Source organism: Leifsonia soli (assembly GCF_013408745.1).
In the GTDB taxonomy this organism is placed as follows: domain Bacteria; phylum Actinomycetota; class Actinomycetes; order Actinomycetales; family Microbacteriaceae; genus Leifsonia; species Leifsonia soli.
In genome coordinates this window covers 41,715-61,822 of record NZ_JACCBJ010000001.1, presented here as the reverse complement: position 1 = coordinate 61,822, position 20,108 = coordinate 41,715, and the positions used below count along the sequence as shown (strand labels likewise).

17 protein-coding genes and 1 tRNA gene are annotated in these 20,108 nt (G+C 69.5%); 4 read left to right on the top strand and 14 right to left on the bottom strand.

All coding sequences use genetic code 11. The features are described from left to right. Nucleotides 1-12: 12 nt before the first annotated feature. The 7 genes from BJ963_RS00275 to topA all read right to left on the bottom strand — a co-directional run bounded on the left by BJ963_RS00275 (nucleotide 13) and on the right by topA (nucleotide 9,782). Entirely contained in the window at nucleotides 13-2,565 is a 2,553-nt protein-coding gene (locus tag BJ963_RS00275; protein ID WP_179453775.1) for a PKD domain-containing protein, read from the bottom strand. A gap of 105 nt (nucleotides 2,566-2,670) precedes the next feature. After that, nucleotides 2,671-2,746 (bottom strand) — tRNA-Thr (locus tag BJ963_RS00270). 80 nt (nucleotides 2,747-2,826) lie between these two features. Then, nucleotides 2,827-3,513, bottom strand: a complete 687-nt coding sequence (locus BJ963_RS00265) for a TetR family transcriptional regulator (RefSeq protein ID WP_179453773.1) — start codon at nucleotides 3,511-3,513, stop codon at nucleotides 2,827-2,829. A gap of 69 nt (nucleotides 3,514-3,582) precedes the next feature. Further along, nucleotides 3,583-5,157, bottom strand: a complete 1,575-nt coding sequence (locus tag BJ963_RS00260) for an alpha/beta fold hydrolase (RefSeq protein ID WP_179453771.1) — start codon at nucleotides 5,155-5,157, stop codon at nucleotides 3,583-3,585. After that, nucleotides 5,154-6,344 (bottom strand): DNA polymerase III subunit delta', encoded by a 1,191-nt coding sequence (locus tag BJ963_RS00255; RefSeq protein WP_179453769.1) that lies wholly within the window; start codon nucleotides 6,342-6,344, stop codon nucleotides 5,154-5,156. Before BJ963_RS00255 ends, BJ963_RS00260 begins: the two co-directional genes overlap by 4 nt. Nucleotides 6,345-6,402: 58 nt before the next feature. Beyond that, a complete protein-coding gene (gene tmk, locus BJ963_RS00250) occupies nucleotides 6,403-7,023 on the bottom strand; it encodes a dTMP kinase (protein WP_179453768.1) in 621 nt (206 codons plus the stop codon). Then, entirely contained in the window at nucleotides 7,020-9,782 is a 2,763-nt protein-coding gene (gene topA / locus BJ963_RS00245) for a type I DNA topoisomerase (RefSeq protein ID WP_179453766.1), read from the bottom strand. Before topA ends, tmk begins: the two co-directional genes overlap by 4 nt. A 304-nt stretch (nucleotides 9,783-10,086) precedes the next feature. On the opposite strand from topA, the gene BJ963_RS00240 reads away from it, so the two are divergent. Beyond that, nucleotides 10,087-10,332: a hypothetical protein gene (locus BJ963_RS00240; RefSeq protein WP_179453764.1), complete on the top strand. Its 246-nt coding sequence runs from the start codon at nucleotides 10,087-10,089 to the stop codon at nucleotides 10,330-10,332. A gap of 70 nt (nucleotides 10,333-10,402) precedes the next feature. Here BJ963_RS00240 and BJ963_RS00235 read toward each other — a convergent pair whose 3' ends face one another. From BJ963_RS00235 to BJ963_RS00215, 5 genes are read right to left on the bottom strand one after another with little or no spacing between them, the layout of a single operon-like run. Beyond that, the gene (locus BJ963_RS00235; protein ID WP_246297962.1) at nucleotides 10,403-10,795 is read right to left on the bottom strand and encodes an Rv3654c family TadE-like protein; all 393 of its coding nucleotides are present in this window, start codon (nucleotides 10,793-10,795) and stop codon (nucleotides 10,403-10,405) included. After that, nucleotides 10,792-11,121: a hypothetical protein gene (locus tag BJ963_RS00230; RefSeq protein WP_179453762.1), complete on the bottom strand. Its 330-nt coding sequence runs from the start codon at nucleotides 11,119-11,121 to the stop codon at nucleotides 10,792-10,794. The genes BJ963_RS00235 and BJ963_RS00230 overlap by 4 nt, the downstream gene beginning before the upstream one ends. Nucleotides 11,122-11,165: 44 nt before the next feature. Beyond that, a complete protein-coding gene (locus BJ963_RS19490) occupies nucleotides 11,166-11,438 on the bottom strand; it encodes a DUF4244 domain-containing protein (RefSeq protein WP_179453760.1) in 273 nt (90 codons plus the stop codon). Nucleotides 11,439-11,497: 59 nt separating this feature from the next. Next, the gene (locus BJ963_RS00220; RefSeq protein WP_179457975.1) at nucleotides 11,498-12,400 is read right to left on the bottom strand and encodes a type II secretion system F family protein; all 903 of its coding nucleotides are present in this window, start codon (nucleotides 12,398-12,400) and stop codon (nucleotides 11,498-11,500) included. A 5-nt stretch (nucleotides 12,401-12,405) separates the two neighbouring features. Further along, nucleotides 12,406-13,413 (bottom strand): TadA family conjugal transfer-associated ATPase, encoded by a 1,008-nt coding sequence (locus tag BJ963_RS00215; protein ID WP_179453758.1) that lies wholly within the window; start codon nucleotides 13,411-13,413, stop codon nucleotides 12,406-12,408. A gap of 344 nt (nucleotides 13,414-13,757) precedes the next feature. On the opposite strand from BJ963_RS00215, the gene acs reads away from it, so the two are divergent. Then, nucleotides 13,758-15,707 (top strand): acetate--CoA ligase, encoded by a 1,950-nt coding sequence (gene acs / locus BJ963_RS00210; protein WP_179453756.1) that lies wholly within the window; start codon nucleotides 13,758-13,760, stop codon nucleotides 15,705-15,707. 54 nt (nucleotides 15,708-15,761) lie between these two features. On the opposite strand, the gene BJ963_RS00205 is transcribed toward acs, so the two are convergent. Next, nucleotides 15,762-16,232 carry a RidA family protein gene (locus tag BJ963_RS00205; protein WP_179453754.1) on the bottom strand — a complete coding sequence of 157 codons (471 nt, stop codon included), beginning with the start codon at nucleotides 16,230-16,232 and terminating at the stop codon, nucleotides 15,762-15,764. Beyond that, nucleotides 16,232-16,399, bottom strand: a complete 168-nt coding sequence (gene sp36 / locus BJ963_RS00200) for a Sp36 family protein (RefSeq protein ID WP_157696942.1) — start codon at nucleotides 16,397-16,399, stop codon at nucleotides 16,232-16,234. Before sp36 ends, BJ963_RS00205 begins: the two co-directional genes overlap by 1 nt. An 81-nt stretch (nucleotides 16,400-16,480) precedes the next feature. On the opposite strand from sp36, the gene BJ963_RS00195 reads away from it, so the two are divergent. Further along, nucleotides 16,481-19,012, top strand: coding sequence for a transglycosylase domain-containing protein (locus tag BJ963_RS00195; RefSeq protein ID WP_179453752.1), 2,532 nt, complete (start codon nucleotides 16,481-16,483; stop codon nucleotides 19,010-19,012). Then, nucleotides 19,012-19,989, top strand: coding sequence for a metallophosphoesterase (locus tag BJ963_RS00190; protein WP_179453742.1), 978 nt, complete (start codon nucleotides 19,012-19,014; stop codon nucleotides 19,987-19,989). Before BJ963_RS00195 ends, BJ963_RS00190 begins: the two co-directional genes overlap by 1 nt. Nucleotides 19,990-20,108 lie beyond the last annotated feature (119 nt).

The following is a 20,108-nucleotide window of genomic DNA, read 5'->3' as shown; positions in this document are numbered from 1 at the left end:
ACGCGCCCGGGATCAGGGCACCGCGGTGACGAGGTAGTTGTCGAAGCGCGCGCTGACCGGGGTGGCCGTCGCCGAGGCGGACAGGTAGGCGCGGAGGCCGACGCCGCCCGCCGACTGCAGACCCGCCGTGGAGTCGGTCGCGGTGACCTGCCAGGCGGCCGGCTCGGCCTGCGTCGACGACCAGAGCTTGGCACGCAGGGTCGTCGGGGACGAGCCGACCACCTGCACGCGAAGCGACAGCTGCTGTCCGGCGCTGTAGGTCAGCCCGCTCACCGGAACCGCCTGCAGGGTCGTGCCGTTGGCGAGCAGCTGCACCTGCACGCTTCCGCTGGCACTCAGCCACGCGCGCCCCTCGTACGCCGCCGAGCCGACCTGGCGGCCGATCGCCGAGATGAAGATCCCGCCGCCGGAGGGGCCGAGGTCGGTCGTGACGGTGACCGTGGTGTCCGTGCGGCTGGACGACACGCTGCCCAGCGTCTCCGTCCGGGTCGAGCCGGCCGGGACGTTCATGCGGCCCGTGCCCGAGGCGACGGTGTAGAAGGATGCGGTGCCGGCCGCCGTCCAGGCGCCCCCGGTCTCCGCCGATCCCCAGCCGCTGGCGACCGTCCGTTCGAAGCCGTCCTTCGCGATGCTGCTGCCGCTCGTCGCGGCGACGGTCACCTGGCGCGTGGTCGACGCCGTCGCGCCGACGTTGTCCGTGACGGTCAGGGTGATCGTGTAGGTGCCCGCGTTCGCGTAGGTGTGTCCGGCGGTGGACCCGCCTGCCGTTCCGCCGTCCCCGAAGTTCCAGCTCCACGACGCGATCGCTCCGTCCGGGTCGCTCGACGCGCTGCCGTCGACGGCGACCGCGAGGCCGTTGGCCCCGGCCGTGAAGCTCGCCGTCGGCGGCTGGTTCGCTCCCCCGCCGGCGATCACGACACGGTTGCCGGTGCGGGCGATCCGGTTGCCGTCCGGGTCCGTCACCGTGAGCGTGTACGTGTGCGCGCTGCCGCCGGCGAGGCCCGTGTCGGTGAACGACATCGCCGGCCGGTTCCAGAAGGTGGAGGTCCGCGTCACCTGCGACACGGGATGCGCGGTGTCGCCGTCCCGAGCGAGCGCGTACGTGAGCGCGACGTTGTCCTGATCGTAGGTCGCCGTCCAGCTGATCCTGGCCTGTCCGGCGGCGGGCGAGGTGGCGTTCGGCGTCAGCGCCGTGTTGTTGTTCGGGCCGGTCGTACTGCGGACGACCGAGTCGGCCGCGAACCGGGTGAGCCCGTATTGAGCTGTGCCGTTGACGGCCGGGAACTCCCCGCCGACGACCAGGTAGCGGCTGTCCCCCGCGACGCTCCAGGCGGCCTGACCCTGCCCGGTGTACGAACCGGTGACATAGTCGGGGAACCAGTTGAGGAGGGTCGGCGACGGCTGGCCCCGGAAGTTCGCGTACGAGCCGTTGCCGTCGTTGGTCAGCGTCCCGGTGCGGGCCTTCGAGAAGGCGATCGTGTGGTGGAAGGTACGCGGATTGGTCTCGGGGAAGCCGCCGACATTGCGGCAGTCGTGAGGGTGACCGGCCGCGTACAACGCGTTGCCGAGCGGGACGATCGAGTACGTGTCGCCGTGGCAGTCCTCGAGCCAGATCAGGGCCCCGGTCACGCCGTCCGCCGCGAAGCTGCCTTCGAGGTTGCCGCCGCTGCCGTACACGTACCCGGACCCGTAGACGCGGTCGCTCGTCGCCTGGAGGGAGGTGATGCTGGCGTTCGCCCCGGCGTCTCTGACGACGCTGTTCGCCGGGAACGGCAGAGCCGAGCCGGTCGAGCCGCTGAGCATCGCGAGCCCGTAGTGCGCCGCCCCGTTGACGTTCTTGAAGCGGCCTCCCGCGTAGACGCGGTTGCCGTCGGGGCTCACCGCGATGGCATCGACCACGTTGTCGGCCGACGCGCTCCACGAGGTGACGAGCGATCCGTTGGATGCGTCGATCTTCGCGATGTACCCGCGGGAGACGCCGTTGACGCTCGAGAACGTCCCGCCCGCGTAGACGGCCGTGTTCGTCGCGGCGATGGCCCGGACCTGGCTCTCCATGACGGGCCGGAAGGAACCGATGGGCTGGCCGGTCGCGGTGCTGATCGCCACGATGCGGTAGTACGTGGCGCCGCCCGCGCTCGTGAAGTCGCCTCCGATGTAGACCCGGGAGCCGTCCGGCGATGCGGCGATCGCGAGGGCTTGCCCGTTGAGGGGCACGTTGATGCTCGTGATGAGCGCGCCGGTCGTGATGTTGTAGGCGAGGAAATTGCTCCGCGGGGTGGTGTTCGAGCCGGCGGGCGAACCGGCCGGACGCGCGGTGCCGAACTTGCCCGCGACGTAGACCGTGTCTCCGACCACCGTCTGCGCCCAGGCGACGCCGTCGATCTGCACGGTCGGGAGCGCGGTCGCCCCGACCGTGGGCGGCGAGGCGGGATCGTTCGGATCGGGCGGCATCGTGTCCGCGGAGGCCGGGCCCGCAACGCCTCCCCCGACCAGCAGCAGTGCGCTCAGCACCGCGGTGAGCAACCCGAGCGCACGCGCCCGGCGGGACTTCGATGTTGCATCCATGACAGCCTCGGGCAGACTTGATCGATCCTCAGTTTGTGCCTTCAGGCTACTCCGCGCAGGGCGCGGGCGCACGAGCGAATCCTCGAGCGCGGGAGAGGGATGCGATGGAGCCGCCCAAGGGAATCGAACCCTTGACCTTCTCATTACGAGTGAGATGCTCTGCCGACTGAGCTAGGGCGGCGTGGGCCGGGCTACCGCCCGGCGCACAGGAAGATAGCTTACCCGATCGCGCGGCATGCTGCGGACCATGCCGGCTCCGGGTCAGCGGACCTGCGTTCCCAGCGCCGAGAGCTGCTCGAACGAGCTGCGCAGGCGGTCGGAGAGAGGTTCGACCCCTCCGTGATCGGCCCAGCACGACCACGCGTGCCGCATGCCGGCGAACGCGACGTAGGTGACCAGCCGGGCACGCTGGTGCAGCGCCTCCTCATCGGCCGCGAGGGCGGGATCGTCGTGAGCGAGACGGCGCTGCACGACACCGCTCAGCGCATCCTCGAACTTGTGCATGCTGGCCATCCGCAGCGCGAACAGCTCCGGGTTGTCCTTGAGCAGGGCACGGCGCAGGGTGTGGAGCCGGTGGACGCTCTCCGGCGCCTGCTGAGCGTCGTCGTCCTCGCCGTCGACGGGCTCGCCCACGTCGATCGCGGCGATGAGGAGGGTGCTGATCCCGTCGAGGATCGGCTGGCTCGGGCCGGCTGAGACAAAATCCTCGACGGTCTGCTCGTCGGGGAGCTCCGGAAGCTCTCCGATGATCGCGGACTCCTTCGACGGGAAGTAGTTGAAGAAGGTCCGCGGTGAGACGTTGGCGACGTGACTGATCTCGTCGATGGTGACACGGTCGAACCCGCGCTCGCTGGCGAGCTCGACGGCGGCGAGCTGGATCGCGCGGCGGGTCGCTATGCGTTTCCGCTCGCGGAGTCCGAGCTCGTTCACCGTGGAATCGGGGGCCACTGACACGCCTACGATTATTTCATTCCCTGCAAAATTGCACCACTCACCCGGACATCGGACCCTGTCGGATCAGCAGGTCTTCCCCTCCGCCGGCACGGTCCCCTTGACGAGGTATTCGTCCACCGTGTCGTTCACGCACGAGTTGGACTTGTTGTACGCGGTGTGCCCCTCACCCTTGTAGGTGAGCAGGTGCCCGTTCTGCAGTTCGGAGGCGAGGTTCTTCGCCCAGACGTACGGGGTCGCGGGGTCGTTCGTGGTGCCGACGACGAGGATGGGCGCGGAGCCGTCCGCCGAGATCGGGCCCCGCTGTCCGGTCGCCTTATAGGGCCAGTTGGCGCAGCCGATGTCGCCGTAGGCCATGTACGGGCCGATGACCGGGGCCGCCTTGGCGAGTTCCGCCGCCTGCTGGCGCATCAGCGCCGGGTCGGCGTCGTACGTGTAGTCGAGGCAGTTGATGGCGACGAACGCCTCGGTGGAGTTGTCGGAGTACGTGCCGTCGGCCTGACGGTTGTTGTAGGTGTCCGCCAAGGAGAAGGCCACGGACGCGCTGCCCTTCATGACCGACTCGAACAGCTTGTCGAGGTATGACCAGGCGGTGGCGTCGTACAGCGGCGTGATGATCGCCGTGACGAGGGTGTTGGCGCCGAGCTCCCGGCCGTCGGAGTTGCGGATCGGGCTCTTCTCCACCGCCGCGAGCAGCTGCCCGACCGTGCCCATCGCCTCGTCGACCGTGCCGCTGAAGGGGCAGTCCTTCCGGGTCAGGCAGTCCGTCAGGTAGGCGCGCAGCGCGCTCTCGAAGCCCTTCGCCTGCACCTCGGTCACGTCGAAGTTCGTCGCGGCGGGATCGAGGGCGCCGTCGAGCACCAGCCGACCGGTCTTGCCCGGGTAGAGCCCCGCGTAGACGGCGCCCAGGTAGGTGCCGTACGAGTAGCCGAGGTAGTTGAGCTTCGTGTCGCCGAGGGTCGCCCGGAGCAGGTCGAGGTCGCGGGCGGCGCTGACGGTGTCGACCTTCGGGAGCGGTGCGCCGGTGTTCTTCTTGCAGGCCTCGCCGAAGTCCTTCGCGATGGTGGTGTTCTCGGCGATCCACTGATCGGAGCCCCGCTCGCCGGGGGTGATCCCGTACAGGTACTGGTCCATCTGTTCGGCGTCGTAGCACTTCACCGCAGTCGAACGGCCGACTCCTCGCGGGTCGAAGCCGACGATGTCGAAATGCTCCTGCAGCGTGCGGTCGGCGACGAAGTCGACAGAGTCCTTGACGAAGTCGAAGCCGGATGCGCCCGGGCCGCCGGGGTTCGTCAGCAGCGAGCCCTGCTTGGTGCCCTTCGCCTGCTGCCGGATCAGTGCGAGCTCGACGTCGCCCTTTCCGGGGTGGTCCCAGTCGAGGGGCGCCTTGGCGGTCGCGCACTGCTTTCCGCCGCTGCAGTCCGTCCAGTGCAGCACCTGACTGTAGTAGGGCTGCAGCTCGGCGGAGACCGCGTCGGGCGCCGGGGTGGAGGTGGTCACCGTCTTGGCGGGCAGGAACCAGGTCACGCACCCGCTCAGGGTCAGCGCGACGACGGCCGCGACGGCGACGAGCGCGGTGCGTGCGGTGCGCCGCCGAGCGGCCTGGTCGCGTTCCGGGGCACGGCCGGCTCGGGTGGTCACAGGTCGGTCCCCTTTCGAGCGGTCGTGCCGCGCAGGATGGTGGTCAGCATGGCCTCGAGCGCGAGGGCCGGGGCGACGTTGCCGTCGATGCGTTCGCGTGCTGTCGCAACGGCGTCCATCGCGGCGAGCGTAGCGGCCGGAGTCGTGTGGGCGCTGAGAGCATCCAGCTCGGCGCGCAGCTCACGGTTGACCAGCTCGCTGGCGCTGCCGAGCTGGATCATCATCACGTCGCGATACAGCGAGAGCAGGTCGACCAGGATGCGGTCGATGCCGTCGCGGAGGCTGCGCGTCGCCCTGCGCTTCTGGTCCTCTTCGAGCTGCCGCAGCTGGCCGCGCAGCGCGGGCGGGATGGTGCCGCCCGGCTCGATGCCGAGCGAGCGCAGGGCGTGCTCGCGCTCTTCGGCGTCCCGCTCCTCGGTGATCGCCTTCGCGTCCGCTCCGGCGATCTCGAGCAGCGTCGCCGCCGCGAGGACGGCATCGGAGACGGAGCGGATGCCGAGGGCCAGCTGGAGCGTCTGCTCGCGCCGGCGCCTGGCCTCCTCGTGCGTGGCGAGGCGGTGCGCCATGCCGATGTGGCTCTGGGCGTGCCGGGCGGCGCGCTCGGCGGTCTCCGCATCCACGCCGTCCCGTCGCTGGATGAGGCGGGCGACATCGTCGACGCCGGGCACCCGCAACCGTACGGTGCGGACGCGGGAGCGGATGGTCGGAAGCAGGTCGGCGTCGCTCGGGGCGCAGAGGATCCAGACCGTGCGCTCCGGCGGCTCCTCGAGTGCCTTCAGCAGCACGTTGGAGGTGCGCTCCGTCATGCGGTCGGCGTCTTCGATCACCATCACGCGATAGCGCCCGACCGACGGCGCGAACTGGGAGCTGGCGACCAGGGAGCGCACCTCGTCGATGGAGATGATCACGCGCTCTGTGCTGAGGACGGCGAGGTCGGGGTGGGTGCGGGCGTCGACCTGGCGGCGGGTGGCGAGGTCGCCCTCCGGGGTGCCGGGGCTGAGCAGGGCGGTCGCGAACGCGTACGCGAGGTTCGAGCGGCCGGAGCCGGGCGGACCGGTGATGAGCCAGGAGTGCGTCATGCCCCGGCCCGGCGCACCGGCTCCCGTGCCCGCGGCGGAGCCGACCGCGGCGGCACGGACGATCTCGATCGCCTCGTCCTGCCCCGTCAGCTCGTCCCACACCGTCATGGTCTCCAGGCTAGCTGGCACGACGGACACCCCCGCCCGCTCTCTGCACGGACGGGCCTCAGACGCGAGCGGCGAGCCGGTCGCGGATCTCTGCGGCGATGTCGTCGACCGGCCGGCCCGCATCCACGACGAGGAAGCGCTCGGGCTCCTCGTCGGCCAGTGCGAGGTACGCGGCTCGGACGCGGGCGTGGAAGTCGGAGCGCTCCGCCTCCAGCCGGTCGTACCGGGTGCGCGCGGAGTCGAGCCGGGTGCGGGCGGTGTCCTCGTCGAGGTCGAGCAGGATGGTGAGGTCCGGCAGCAGGCCCTCCGCCGCCCAGAGCGAGAGGTCGCGGATCTGCTGTGCGTCGAGGATGCGGCCGGCTCCCTGGTAGGCGACCGAGGAGTCGATGTAGCGGTCTTGAACCACCACGTCCCCTCGGGCGAGAGCCGGACGGACGACGGTGGCGACGTGGTGCGCCCGGTCGGCGGCGTAGAGCAGCGCCTCGGCACGCGGCGCGATGTCTCCGCGGTGGTGGAGCACGATCTCGCGGATCTCGACACCGGCGTCCGTCCCACCGGGCTCGCGGGTGCGCACCACGGTGCGCCCGCGCCCGGTGAGCCACTCCTCCAGGAGCGCGGCCTGCGTGGACTTGCCGACCCCGTCTCCGCCCTCGAGCGTGATGAAGAGGCCCTCGCTCACTCGGCGGACTTCTTCGCAGCGGCGGTCGTGGACTTCGCCGGAGCCTTCTTGGCGGCGGGCTTCTTGGCCGTCGCCTTGGCCGCGGGAGCCTTCCGCGCCGGCTTCTTGGCCGGGCCCTTCGCCCGCTTGTCGGCGAGCAGCTGGACCGCGCGGTCGAAGTCGACCTCGTCCACCGTCTCCCCGCGCGGGATCGTGGCGTTGGTCTCGCCGTCCGTGACGTACGGGCCGAAGCGGCCGTCTTTCACACGGATGGGCTTGCCGCTGACCGGGTCGGCGTCGAACTCCTTGAGCGCGCTGGACGCGCGGCGATTGCCGTACTTCGGCTGGGCGAACAGTTCGAGGGCCCCGGGAAGGTCGATGTCGAAGATGTCGTCCTCGCTCGGCAGCGAACGCGTCTCGGCGCCCTTCTTCAGGTACGGGCCGTAGCGGCCGTTCTGCGCCTGGATCTCTTCGCCGCTCTCGGGGTCGGCGCCGACGACGCGCGGCAGGTCGAGCAGCTTCAGCGCGGTGCCGAGGTCGAGGGTCGCGAGGTCCATGGACTTGAAGAGGGATGCGGTGCGCGGCTTGGCGGCGGCGGCCTTCTTCGTGGTCTTCGCCGGCTCCTTCACCTCGCCCGTCTTCTGGTCGACGGCGGCTTCGTCCTCGGGATCGGCCTCGGTCACGTAGGGCCCGAAGCGGCCGTCCTTGGCGAGGACGAGCTTGCCGCTCTCGGGGTTCGTCCCGAGGACGCGGTCGGTCTGGACGGGCGCCTCGATGAGTTCGTGCGCCTTGGCGGGCGTGAGCTCGTCGGGAGCGAGCTCCGGCGGGATGTTGACCCGGCGGGGCGGAGCGTCCGGTCCGGCATCGGGGTCTGCGACCTCGAGGTAGGGGCCGTACTTGCCGATGCGGAGAGTGACGCCGTCGTCGATGGCGATCGAGTTGATGCTGCGCGCGTCGATGTCGCCGAGGTTGTCGATGACACGACGGAGGCCTTTGTGCTTGTCGCTGCCGAAGTAGAAGCTGTTCAGCCAGTCGACGCGCTCCGCCTCGCCGTCGGCGATGCGGTCGAGGTCGTCCTCCATCTCGGCGGTGAAGTCGTACTGCACCAGGTCGCCGAAGTAGTCCTCGAGCAGGCGGACGACCGAGAAGGCGACCCAGCTGGGGACGAGTGCCTGACCGCGCTGGGTCACGTAACCGCGGTCGATGATGGTGGAGATGATGCTCGCGAAGGTGGAGGGACGACCGATCCCGAGCTCTTCGAGCGTCTTGACGAGGCTCGCCTCCGTGTAGCGCGGCGGCGGGGTGGTCTCGTGGCCGTCCGCGGCGATGTCGCGGACGCTCAGCGGCTGCTTCTCGGTGAGCGGCGGGAGCTTGGCCTCGGCCGCGTCGGTCGCGTTGCGCTCCTCGTCGCGGCTCTCCTCGTAGGCGTTCAGGAACCCGCGGAAGGTGATGACGGTTCCGCTGGCCGTGAACTCGGCCACGGTTCCGTCGAGCGGTCCCTCCGAGAGCCGCGCCTCGACCGTGACGGAGGCGGTCTGCCCCTTCGCGTCGGCCATCTGGGAGGCGACGGTCCGCTTCCAGATGAGCTCGTAGAGGCGCAGCTCCGGTCCGCGCAGCGAGCGCTCCAGCTCGGCCGGCGTGCGGAACGTCTCACCCGACGGACGGATGGCCTCGTGCGCCTCCTGCGCGTTCTTGCTCTTGGATGCGTAGGTCCGCGGCTTGTCGGGAACCGTCTCCGGGCCGTAGAGCGTTGCGGCCTGCGTCCGCGCCGCGTTGGTCGCCTGCTGCGACAGCGACGCGGAGTCGGTGCGCATATAGGTGATGTACCCGTTCTCGTACAGGGTCTGGGCGACGCTCATCGTCTGCCGCGCGGAGAAGCGGAGCTTGCGCGCTGCTTCCTGCTGGAGAGTGGAGGTCGTGAACGGAGCGGCCGGTCGCCGCGAGTACGGCTTGGAGTCGACCTTCGAGACGGCGACCGTCGTGCTCGGCTGCCGGATGGCCGCCGCGAGGGTCGTCGCGGACGCCTCGTCGAGGATCCGTGCGTTGGTGGTGAGGCGACCGTGGTCGTCGAAGTCGCGGCCGGTGGCGACGCGGTCGCCGTCCACGCGGGCGAGACGTGCGTCGAACGCGTTGGCGTCCTCCGGCGCCAGCTGGGCGGTGAGCCCCCAGTAGGAGGCGGGCACGAACGCGAGCCGCTCGCGCTCGCGGTCGACCACGAGCCGGGTGGCCGCGGACTGCACACGGCCGGCGGACAGGCCCGGTCCGACCTTGCGCCAGAGGACAGGGGAAACTTCGTAGCCGTAGAGGCGGTCGAGGATGCGGCGGGTCTCCTGCGCATCGACCAGCGCCGTGTCGATCTCGCGGGTGTTGTCGCGGGCCTTCTCGATCGCTTCCCGGGTGATCTCGTGGAAGACCATCCGCTTCACGGGCACCTTGGGCTTCAGCACCTCGACGAGGTGCCACGCGATGGCCTCTCCTTCGCGGTCCTCATCCGTCGCGAGCAGGAGCTCGTCGGCGTTCTTGAGCGCGCGCTTGAGGTCGGCGACCGTCTTCTTCTTCTGGTCCGACACCACGTAGTAGGGCTCGAACTCGTTCTCGACGTCGACGGAGAACTTGCCGAGCGACCCCTTCTTGAGCTCGGGGGGCAGGTTCTTCGGCTCGATGAGGTCGCGGATGTGCCCGACCGAGGCCATGACCTCGTAGCCGTCGCCGAGATACTGGGCGATCGACTTCACCTTGTTCGGAGACTCGACGATGACGAGCTTCTTCGTGTCAGGCACCTGACTCCTCTTATATATGCACAGACTGTGTCGCCACAGCTCACGGTGTCGTCACGACTGGACCGGCGTGGCGCGCTCCCCCCGCAGACGCCGGTCCACGCCTGGCATGGTCCGTGCGGCCGACAGGCAAACCATACACACCTTCGCCGCTTGTCCGCCTAATCGGATGTCCGACGTTCGCCCTGGGCGCAGGAGCGGCAGAGCGCGCTTTCGAAGGCCGAGCGGCCGAGGGAGCGGCCGGAGAGCCGCCGGAGGACGGTCGAGGACCCTATGCCGATGCTGCCCTCTGGAGGACAATGCCGGTATGGCAACGACGATGACGTACACCGCCAAATTGATCGACGGACCCTTGGAGGGCAAGACGATCTCGACCGGCTTCCTCGACTCCGGAGACGCCCGCCCCCGCTTGGAGATCTCGGCGCCCGCAGGCTCCAAGCACTACCTGTATGTGAGAGCCTCCGGAGCGGAGCTCGAGTACGCGTCCGACGACGGCCGCGGGCAGCGCCCCACCGCCGTCTCCTACCGCTACCTCGAGACGGTCTTCGACTGACCGGATCCGCTCGGCATCCGCTGGCCACCCGGCATCGACATCACCGGCGTCGACTTCACCCGGCGCGATGTCACCCGTCGGGCGGTCCGGCGCGCGCTGAGGCTGAGGCGTCGAGGCCCAGATAGCGTTCGCATGCGGTCACAGTCACGACCATTCCGAGCTGATCGCAGGCTGCGAGCTCCACTCGGTTGACGAGGGCGACCTCGCGAGCCACGTCGCACGGCACCCCACCCACGCGACCGCCGGCGACATCGGCACCGGCCAGCGCCGCGAGGTCGGCCGCCACGGCTGCGCGCGCATGCGCCGCTGCGGCCCCGACCACCGCCGCCCCGCCCGCCGCGACCGTGAGCATCCCGCACACGACCGCGAGAGCGAGCACGGAGCCGCTCCCCCGATCGTCGGACGCAAGAGCTGCTGCGAGTTGCGCTCGCGCCTCGGACATCGTGCGGACCACCCGGTTCATCCGACCGCCGTCTCGTCCAGCGCACACGCCCGGGCGCTGAGCCGGATGCCGATCCGGCCGAGGACGGTGTCGCCCGCTGCCGTCAGCCGAACGCAGACCGTTCTCCCCTCCCGTTCGATCTCCGCCACCGCTCCCGACGGCACCACCCCGGCAGGATCGTCGCCGCGCCCTTCCAGGCGCGCTGCCGCCGCTGCGCCCGCCGCAAGCGCTCCGTACTGGGCCGCTCCGTGGAGAGCACCGAGACAGAGTGCAAGACAGGCGAGCACGGCAGGCAGCGCGACCGCGAACTCGGCCGTCACGCTGCCCCGCTCGTCGTGCGCCGTCATGCGAGCCGGCACGTCGGCGGCGACACAGGACCCCGCGGGGACTCTCATCCGCCCGACAGCGCACGGTGCACCAGGTCGGAGAGGATGGCCTTCACTTCATCGCCCTTCAACAGCGCGACCAGCAGGCCGGCGAACCCGACCGCGGCCAGAATGGTGATCGCGTACTCGGCGGTCGCCGCTCCGCGGTCGTCGGTCAGTCGTCGGCGATATCGCCGGCCCAGCTTGCGCCACCGCCACTGCCACCGCGGCCACCTCTCGGTGCCGAGAGGATGGCGCAGCCCCTCCGTCGCTCGCACTTCGCTCGTCGTGTTGTTCATGACTCCATCCTTCGTTCTGCGGCTCGCGGTCGGGAGACGGGCGCCGGATCTGTGGAGACTCAGCGCAGCCCGGCCGTTGTGGACGACAACAGCGACAGCACGAGCGGCGCAACGGCCAGCGACAGGAAGCTGGGGAGGACGCAGACGCCGAGGGGCAGCATCAACCGGACGCCGAGCGTTGTCGCCCGCCGTCGCCCGTCGGCGTGCGCCACACGCCGCTGCTGACGAGCCGCGGCGGTCAGCAGCTCGTTCACGGGCGCCCCCGCCGCCGATGCCAGCCGGAGCACACGGGACGCCTGCCGCTCGTCGAGCGGGGCGAGCCCCGATTCCGCGATGGCCCCTCTCGCGATCTCCCGAGCCGCGTCGGCTGACGCCCCACCGGCGAGGCCGACCGCGATGAGCTCCTCCGCGAGCCCGGCATGGGGCGCCCGGACGGTCGCATGCTTGACCAGCGTGCTCATCCACCACCGCCCCGCCAGCAGGAGCGCACCGCCCACAGCCACGGCCGTCGCACCGGCGACCGACCCCACCGCGCCGAGAAGATCCGCTCCGAGGGCGACGGCCATCAGCGCCCCGACGACCGGCAGCCACGACACCAGCCGCGCCGTCGCGCGGGGTCCGCTCAACGCGACCTCCGCCTCGCGCTCCGTCTCCGCCGCGTCGCGCAGGATCTCCGCGGCCGCTCGCAACGTGTGACCCAGCGGAGCGCCCGTCCGCTCCGCCACCCGCCACACGACCGCGATCATCCGGAGGTCGTCGGAATCCACCGACCTCACGAGCGCAGCAGCACACGACGGTTGCTGCCGCAACGCGCTCACGACGCGTTCCGCCAGCGGGTGGACGCCGTCGGTGGCGACGACCTCCCACGTGGATCTCGGCGACAGGCCCGCGTCGAGCAGAACGGCCAGCGACTCGGCGAGTGCTGCGGCGGCGTCCGCCTCCGCCCCCGCCGCCCGGCGCATCCGCGTCACGGCCCGCCGCCGACGCCGGAGGCGCGCTCGCCGTCTCCGCGCTCCCCGAGCCGGGCGATCATCAGTCGTCCCGCTTCATCCCGCCGCAGCCGCCCGAAGCCCGTGACCCTTCTCGTCCTGCCGAACCGGGACAGGTGCACCACCAGTCCGATGGCGCTGACCGCCTGCCTCGCCAGGGCTCGGTCGTCCAGTCCCGCCAGGGCGCCGAGCGCCTCGAGCCGCGCGGGCACGTCCTCCAGCGAGTTCGCGTGCAGAGTGCCTGCGCCGCCGTCGTGGCCGGTGTTGAGAGCCGCGAGGAGGTCGCGCACCTCTTCGCCCCGGCACTCCCCGAGCACCAGCCGGTCCGGGCGCATCCGCAAGGCCTCTCGAACCAGACGACGAAGGCCGACGCCTCCCGCGCCTTCGAGATTCGGCTGCCGGGTCTCGAGTCCGACGACGTGGGGATGGTCGATGCGGAGCTCGGCGACGTCTTCGATCACGACGATCCGCTCGTCCGGCGGGGCGTTCCCCAGCAGAGCGGCGAGGAGCGTCGTCTTGCCGGCGCCGCCTGCGCCGGTGATCAGCAGGTTCGTCCGCGCCTCGACCGCCTCCAGCAGCCGATCGCGCTCGGACGGACCCAGTCCATCGTGCGCGACGAGGTCGTCGAGCGTTGGCTGGTCGCGCGCAGGCACCCGGATCGACAGCAGTGCGCCCCCGGTGGAGACCGGTGGGAGGACGGCGTGGACGCGCACGCCCCCGGTCAATCGCACATCGACGAACGGAGTCGCCTCGTCGATGTGACGCCCGCCCGCGGCGATCAGCCGGACCGCCAGTTCTCGTGCCGTCTGCCGGTCGGCGCGCCAGCCGTCCTCCCGACGCAGTCCATCGGGAGGTCCGTCGCTCCACAGTTCCCCCGATGCCGTGACGAAGAGGTCTGTGACCCCGGCACGCAGGAGGTAGGGAGCGAGTGGTCCGAAGGTGCGCCAGAATCCGGGTGGGTCGTCGCCGCGCTGTGGATTCGTCATGCGATGACGCTATGGATGCCGGCCGGCCAGCCGGGGTCTCGCCACCGGATCTGTGGAGAAATGCAGCTCGGCCGGCCTGTGCACAACGGCCGCAGGCCGGGCCGGCCGGTTAAAAAAAGGGGGGCCGCACCTATTGGGGGGAACAGGTGCGGCCACTGCGGCGCAGGATTGGGGGGAATCGATTGCGCCGCACGCACGAATTTACATTCGGCCGGGGTCCAGTTTACGCAGAATCGATGCAAACGCAAGTCTCCTGGGGCGGTCGCTCGACCAGGTTGTAGAGTCAGGCATTGTCGCGCCACGACCCGTATCGACCGCATCGCAAAGGAGCGAAAAGACTCCCCATGAGCAACACAATCGACAACCTGCTGCATGAAGCCCGCCGGTTCCCGCCGAGCGACGAGTTCGCTGCGAACGCGATCGCCGACGCGGAGCTGTACGAGCGCGCTGCCGCCGACCGGCTCGGTTTCTGGGCGGACCAGGCGCGCGAGCTGCTGCACTGGCACACGCCGTTCACGCGCACCCTCGACTGGAGCGCGCCTCCGTTCGCGAAGTGGTTCGACGACGGCGAGCTGAACGTCGCCTACAACTGCCTCGACCGCCACGTGCTCGCCGGCAACGGCGATCGGGTCGCGATCCACTGGGAGGGCGAGCCGGGCGACACCCGCACGATCACCTATGCCGAGCTGACGGCAGAGGTCAAGAAGGCGGCCAATCTGCTCACGAGCCTGGGCATCCGCGCCGGCGACCGCGTCGCGATCTACCTCCCGATGATCCCGGAGGCCGTCATCGCCATGCTCGCCGTTGCGCGCATCGGCGCCGTCCACTCGGTCGTGTTCGGCGGGTTCAGCGCCGAGAGCCTGCGCTCGCGCATCGACGACGCCGAGGCGAAGCTCGTCATCACCGCGGACGGCGGCTGGCGCAAGGGGCGGGTCTTCCCGTTGAAGGATGCGGTCGATGCCGCACTCACCGGCGACGCCACCACGGTCGAGCACGTGCTCGTCGTGAAGCGCGGCGAGAACGAGGTCGCCTGGACCGAGGGTCGCGACCTGTGGTGGCACGACGAGCTCGCGCTCGTCGACGCCGATCACGTCGCCAAGGCGTTCCCCGCCGAGCAGCCGCTCTTCATCCTCTACACGTCCGGAACGACCGGGAAGCCGAAGGGCATCCTGCACACGACGGGCGGGTACCTCACGCAGGCCTCGTTCACGCACAAGTTCGTCTTCGACCTCCACCCCGAGTCCGACGTCTACTGGTGCAGCGCCGACGTGGGATGGATCACCGGCCACACGTACGTCGTGTACGGCCCGCTCGCGAACGGCGCCACCCAGGTGATGTACGAGGGCACCCCCGAGACGCCGCATCCCGGCCGCTGGTGGGAGATCATCGAGAAGTACAAGGTCTCGATCTTCTACACGGCGCCGACGGCCATCCGCTCGTTCATGAAGCTCGGCCGCCAGCACCCGCAGCGGTTCGACCTGTCGAGCCTGCGTGTCCTCGGCTCGGTCGGTGAGCCGATCAACCCCGAGGCATGGATGTGGTACCGCGAGGTCATCGGAGGCGACACGACCCCGATCGTCGACACCTGGTGGCAGACCGAGACCGGCGCCATCATGGTCTCGGCACTCCCCGGCGTCACGACGCTGAAACCGGGTAGCGCCCAAGTGCCTCTTCCGGGGATCTCGATCGACATCCTCGACGAGACGGGAACTCCCGTCGGCAAGGATCAGGGCGGTCTGCTCGTCGTCACCGAGCCGTGGCCGAGCATGCTGCGCGGCATCTGGGGCGACCCGGAGCGTTTCACGGAGACGTACTGGTCGAAGTTCGGCGACAAGTACTTCGCGGGCGACGGCGCACGGTACGACATGGACGGCGACATCTGGCTGCTCGGCCGCGTCGACGACGTGATGAACGTGTCAGGTCACCGCCTGTCGACGGCGGAGATCGAGTCGGCCCTGGTCGCGCATCCTTTCACGGCGGAGGCGGCGGTGGTCGGCGCGAACGACGAGACGACCGGGCAGGCCGTCGTCGCGTTCGTGATCATCAAGCAGAACCAGCTGGAGCAGGCCGGCGCGATGGATGTGGCGGCCGAGCTGCGCAAGCACGTCTCCGAGCAGATCGGTGCGATCGCGCGTCCGCGTGACATCTTCATCGTCACGGAGCTGCCGAAGACCCGCTCCGGCAAGATCATGCGGCGTCTGCTGCGGGATGTGGCGGAAGGCCGCGAGGTCGGCGACACCACCACCCTGGCGGACACCGCCGTGATGAGCTCCATCCAGGCCAAGCTCTCCTGACCGGACGACGACGGGGCGGCGCCGACCGGCGCCGCCCCTTCGTCGTGGATAGGGTCAGTCGACCGCCAGGACGAGCTCCACCTCGACGGGCGCGTCGAGCGGCAGCACGGCGACTCCGACCGCGGAGCGGGCGTGGACGCCGGCATCGCCGAAGATCTCGCCGAGCACTTCCGACGCGCCGTTGATGACCGCGGGCTGGCCGGTGAACGCGGGGTCGGACGAGACGAAGCCGACGACCTTGACGACGCGGGAGACGCGGTCGAGGGAGCCGAGCACGCTCTTCGCGGCGGCCAGCGCGTTGAGGGCGCAGATCCGCGCGTAGCCTTTGGCGTCGGCGGGCGGGACGAGCCCGGGACCCTCGCCGACCTTGCCTGTCGCCGGGAGCGCGCCCGCCACCATGGGCAGCTGGCCCGAGGTGTAGACGTGGTTCCCGTCGAGCACCGCCGGCGTATAGGCCGCGACCGGCGGGACGACGTCGGGCAGGGTGATCCCGAGCTGCGCGAGACGCGCCTCAACATCCGCCATCAGGCCTGCTCCTCGTCCGTCACGGGGCGCTTCAGATACGCGACCAGCCCGCCCTCCGGACCGGTGACGATCTGCACGAGCTCCCAGCCCTCCGACCCCCAGTTGTTCAGGATCGCTGCGGTGTTGTGGATCATCAGCGGGGTGGTCAGGTATTCCCAGCGCGGCATCGTGCTCCTCGGATCGGGGGATTTTGCAGGTTCATCACCTACTCTGATCCTATGTCTGCGCAAAAACCACAGGCTAGAGGTGTGCTCGGCGCCGCCGGTGCGTTCATCGGCATGAGTGTCGTGGCCGGTCTTCTGGTCACTGCTGCTGTCACGCCTGCGATCGCGGTGACGGGGATGGCGGCGAATAACAGCATCGGCGTGTTCGAGGGTCTTCCGGAGTATTTGAACGTCGATCAGCTGGCTCAGCCGACCACCATCTATGCCAAGAACGGTGACCAGGATGTGCCTCTGGCGACGTTCTATTCCCAGAACCGGCTCCCGGTCGCGTTCGATCAGATCTCGCAGGCGGCGAAGGATGCGGCGATCGCGGGTGAGGATCCCCGGTTCTACACGCATGGCGGTGTGGATATTCAGGGCACGGTGCGTGGTGTGCTCTCCACGGTCGCCGGTGGTGGGGTGCAGGGTGGTTCCTCGATCACTCAGCAGTATGTGAAGAACGTGCTGCTGCAGAAGTGCGAGGCGCTTCCGGTGAAGACCAAGGAGCAGAAGGCCACGTACCAGCAGTGTGTGGATGATTCCACCGGGGTCTCTCCTGACCGGAAGGTCAAGGAGATGAAGTACGCGATCGGGATCGAGAAGAAGTACACCAAGGACCAGATCCTGGTCGGGTATCTGAACATCGCCGGGTTCGGCGGCACCGTGTACGGCATCGAGGCTGCTGCGCACTACTACTACAACACCACCGCGGCCGCGCTCACCCCGGCGCAGGCGGCCAGCCTGATCGCGATCGTGAACGAGCCGACCAGCCTGAAGATCGACAACCCGGACTCGGAGACCAACGGCGCCGCGAACGGGTACGCGAAGAACAAAGAACGCCGCGACTACATCCTGCAGAAGATGTACCAGTACAAGCGGATCACCAAGGCGCAGTACGACGAATCGGTCAAGACCCCGATCCAGCCGGTGATCACCCCCTCCGAACGCGGCTGCCAGACCGCCGGCGGGTCCGCGTACTTCTGCGACTACGTCCAGAAGATCATCCTCAACGACCCCACCTTCGGCGCCGACGAGGACACCCGAGCCTCCAACTTCAACCGCGGCGGCTACAAGATCTACACCAGCCTCGACCTCCAGCTGCAGCAGGTCGCCGAGTCGACCATCAACTCCTACGTGCCCCAGGCGTACGACCGAGCCGACCTCGGTGGCGTGCTCGTGGGCGTGCAGCCCGGCACAGGGCGCGTGCTCTACATGGCGCAGAACAAGACATACAGTCAGGACCCGGAGATCCTGAACCAGGGCAAGCAGTACACCTCGGTGAACTACGCGACAGACCAGAACTACGGCGGCTCGAACGGCTTCCAGGTCGGATCGACGTACAAGGTCTTCACCCTCGCCGAGTGGCTCAAGCAGGGACACTCCCTGAATGAGACGGTGAACGCGAACGTGCGCACCTACGACCAGTCGAAATTCAAGGACACCTGCCCGGGCGCCGCATGGGGTGGCCCATGGAAACCGACCAACGACAGTAGCGGCGAGGAGGGCATTCGAAGCGCTCAGAACGCGACGACGAACTCGATCAACACCGCGTTCGTGGCCATGGCCTATCAGTTGGACCTGTGCGAGATCAAGAAGGATGCCGAGGCCTTCGGCGTGCATACCGCCACGGGAAGCCCCCTCGACACGAACCCCGCCTCTGTCCTCGGGACGAACAACATCGCTCCGCTGACCATGGCCACCGCGTTCGCCGGCATCGCCAACAACGGCATGACCTGCTCCCCCATCGCCATCGACAAGATCGTCGACGGCAACGGCAAGGAGATTGCTCCCCCTGCGACGAAGTGCACTCAGTCGGTCGACCCTGCGATCGCCAACACGATGGCCAAGGCCTTGCAGGGCCCGATCCAGAACGGTACCGCGGCCAATATGAACCGCACCGGCAAGGACATGCTCGGCAAGACCGGAACCACCGACGGCAACGAGCAGCTCTGGCTGGTCGCGTCGACCACCAAGGTCGCCGGCGCCTATTGGGTGGGCAACATCAGCGGCCACGTCGACATGCGCCGGATCTATCCGACGCATGGAACCACGCCGGCGATCGCCCGAACGGCCGTCATGCGAACGATGATGACCGCGGCGGTGGGCAAATACGGTGGCGACGACTTCCCCGCGGCGCCCGACAAGCTGACGCGCGGCGTCCAGGTGGCCCTCCCGGACCTCACGGGCAAGACGCCCGACGAGGCGAAGTCGATCCTGACGGGCCTCGGACTGGACTCCGCTGACGGCGGCCCGCAGGACTCGGTCGCTCCCGCAGGCACCATCTCCGCCACTGATCCGGCCGCCGGCACCCAGGTCAGCAAGGGAACGGTGATCACGCTGTTCACCAGCAACGGATCTCTCGTCCCCGTCCCGAACGTCGTCGGGCAGAAGTACGGCGACGCCCTCGCCGCATTGACGGCTGCGGGTTTCAAGGTGAAAACCAACGGCGGCAACAGTCCCACCGCGACCGTGCAGGCGCAGGATCCGGCGGGCAACGCTCCGGCGAAACCCGGTACCGAAGTGACTCTGACGCTTGCGGCACCCGCCGCCCCGCCGACCCAGGGCACCGGCGGATAGTGGCTCGCGGAGTCCGACCTGCGGCGTCCGCGCTGGCGGTCCTCGCCGGTGCGGGTGCCGCCGCGTTCGCGTACGGTTCGCTGGTCGAGCGTCGCGCGTACACGCTGCGTGAGGTGAGTGCTCCGGTCCTTCCGGCCGGTGCGCAGCCGATCCGGGTCCTCCACCTGTCCGACCTGCACATGGCGCCCTGGCAGCGCGACAAGCAGGAGTGGATCCGCTCCCTCGCCCGGCTGAAGCCGGACCTGATCGTCGAGACCGGCGACGTGCTCGGTCATGCCCGCGGGCTCGAGGGCGTCCGTGCAGCGTACGACGGCTTCCGCGGCGTCCCCGGCGTGTTCGTTCACGGATCCAACGACTACTTCGGGCCGCAGGCCAAGAACCCGCTGAAGTACTTCCTGGGGCCGTCGAAGAAGCGCACGTCGACCGCACCGCGGCTCGACACCGCTGCGTTGACCGCGTACTTCCGCGAGCTGGGCTGGACCGATCTGGACAATCGTGCGGCCGGCCTGGAGATCCGGGGAACGCATCTCGAGTTCTTCGGGGTGGACGACCCGCACATCCGCTTCGACCGCGTGGAGGCCATCCCCGGCGCGCTGGACGAGCTGCGCGAGGACGACCCCTTTTCAGACGACAACACGTGGCCGGACGAGGGCCCGAGCGCGCAGCGGCAGGCCGTCACCATCGGCGTCACGCACTCTCCGTACCGCCGCATCCTGGATGCGTTCGTCACCTACGGCGCCTCGATGATCTTCGCCGGCCACACCCACGGCGGTCAGGTCTGCGTTCCCGGGTTCGGAGCGCTGGTCACCAACTGCGACATCCCGCGCGCGCAGGTGAAGGGATTGAGCATCTGGCGTCACGCCTTCCGCTCCGCCTACCTGAACGTGTCGGCAGGGCTCGGAACATCCATCTTCGCGCCGGTGCGCTTCGCCTGCCGCCCCGAGGCGACCCTGGTCACCCTGACCGCAGCGCCCTGAGCCGACGGGTGCCGGAGCGACGGGTGCCGGGGCGACGGGTGCCGGGGCGACGGGTGCCGGGGCGACGGGTGCCGGGCGGAGGCGCTGTGGTCATGACCACTCCCCCGCTCGTGTATCCT

Bases quoted from the DNA above. Each gene is read 5' to 3' on its own strand.
- acs (WP_179453756.1), top strand. From the start codon at position 13,758: ATGAGCAACACAATCGACAACCTGCTGCATGAAGCCCGCCGGTTCCCG.
- BJ963_RS19490 (WP_179453760.1), bottom strand. From the start codon at position 11,438: ATGAACAACACGACGAGCGAAGTGCGAGCGACGGAGGGGCTGCGCCAT.
- BJ963_RS00275 (WP_179453775.1), bottom strand. From the start codon at position 2,565: ATGGATGCAACATCGAAGTCCCGCCGGGCGCGTGCGCTCGGGTTGCTC.
- BJ963_RS00255 (WP_179453769.1), bottom strand. From the start codon at position 6,344: ATGACGGTGTGGGACGAGCTGACGGGGCAGGACGAGGCGATCGAGATC.
- BJ963_RS00205 (WP_179453754.1), bottom strand. From the start codon at position 16,232: ATGGCGGATGTTGAGGCGCGTCTCGCGCAGCTCGGGATCACCCTGCCC.
- BJ963_RS00230 (WP_179453762.1), bottom strand. From the start codon at position 11,121: ATGACGGCGCACGACGAGCGGGGCAGCGTGACGGCCGAGTTCGCGGTC.
- BJ963_RS00215 (WP_179453758.1), bottom strand. From the start codon at position 13,413: ATGACGAATCCACAGCGCGGCGACGACCCACCCGGATTCTGGCGCACC.
- BJ963_RS00240 (WP_179453764.1), top strand. From the start codon at position 10,087: ATGGCAACGACGATGACGTACACCGCCAAATTGATCGACGGACCCTTG.
- sp36 (WP_157696942.1), bottom strand. From the start codon at position 16,399: ATGCCGCGCTGGGAATACCTGACCACCCCGCTGATGATCCACAACACC.
- BJ963_RS00220 (WP_179457975.1), bottom strand. From the start codon at position 12,400: ATGCGCCGGGCGGCGGGGGCGGAGGCGGACGCCGCCGCAGCACTCGCC.
- BJ963_RS00235 (WP_246297962.1), bottom strand. From the start codon at position 10,795: ATGAACCGGGTGGTCCGCACGATGTCCGAGGCGCGAGCGCAACTCGCA.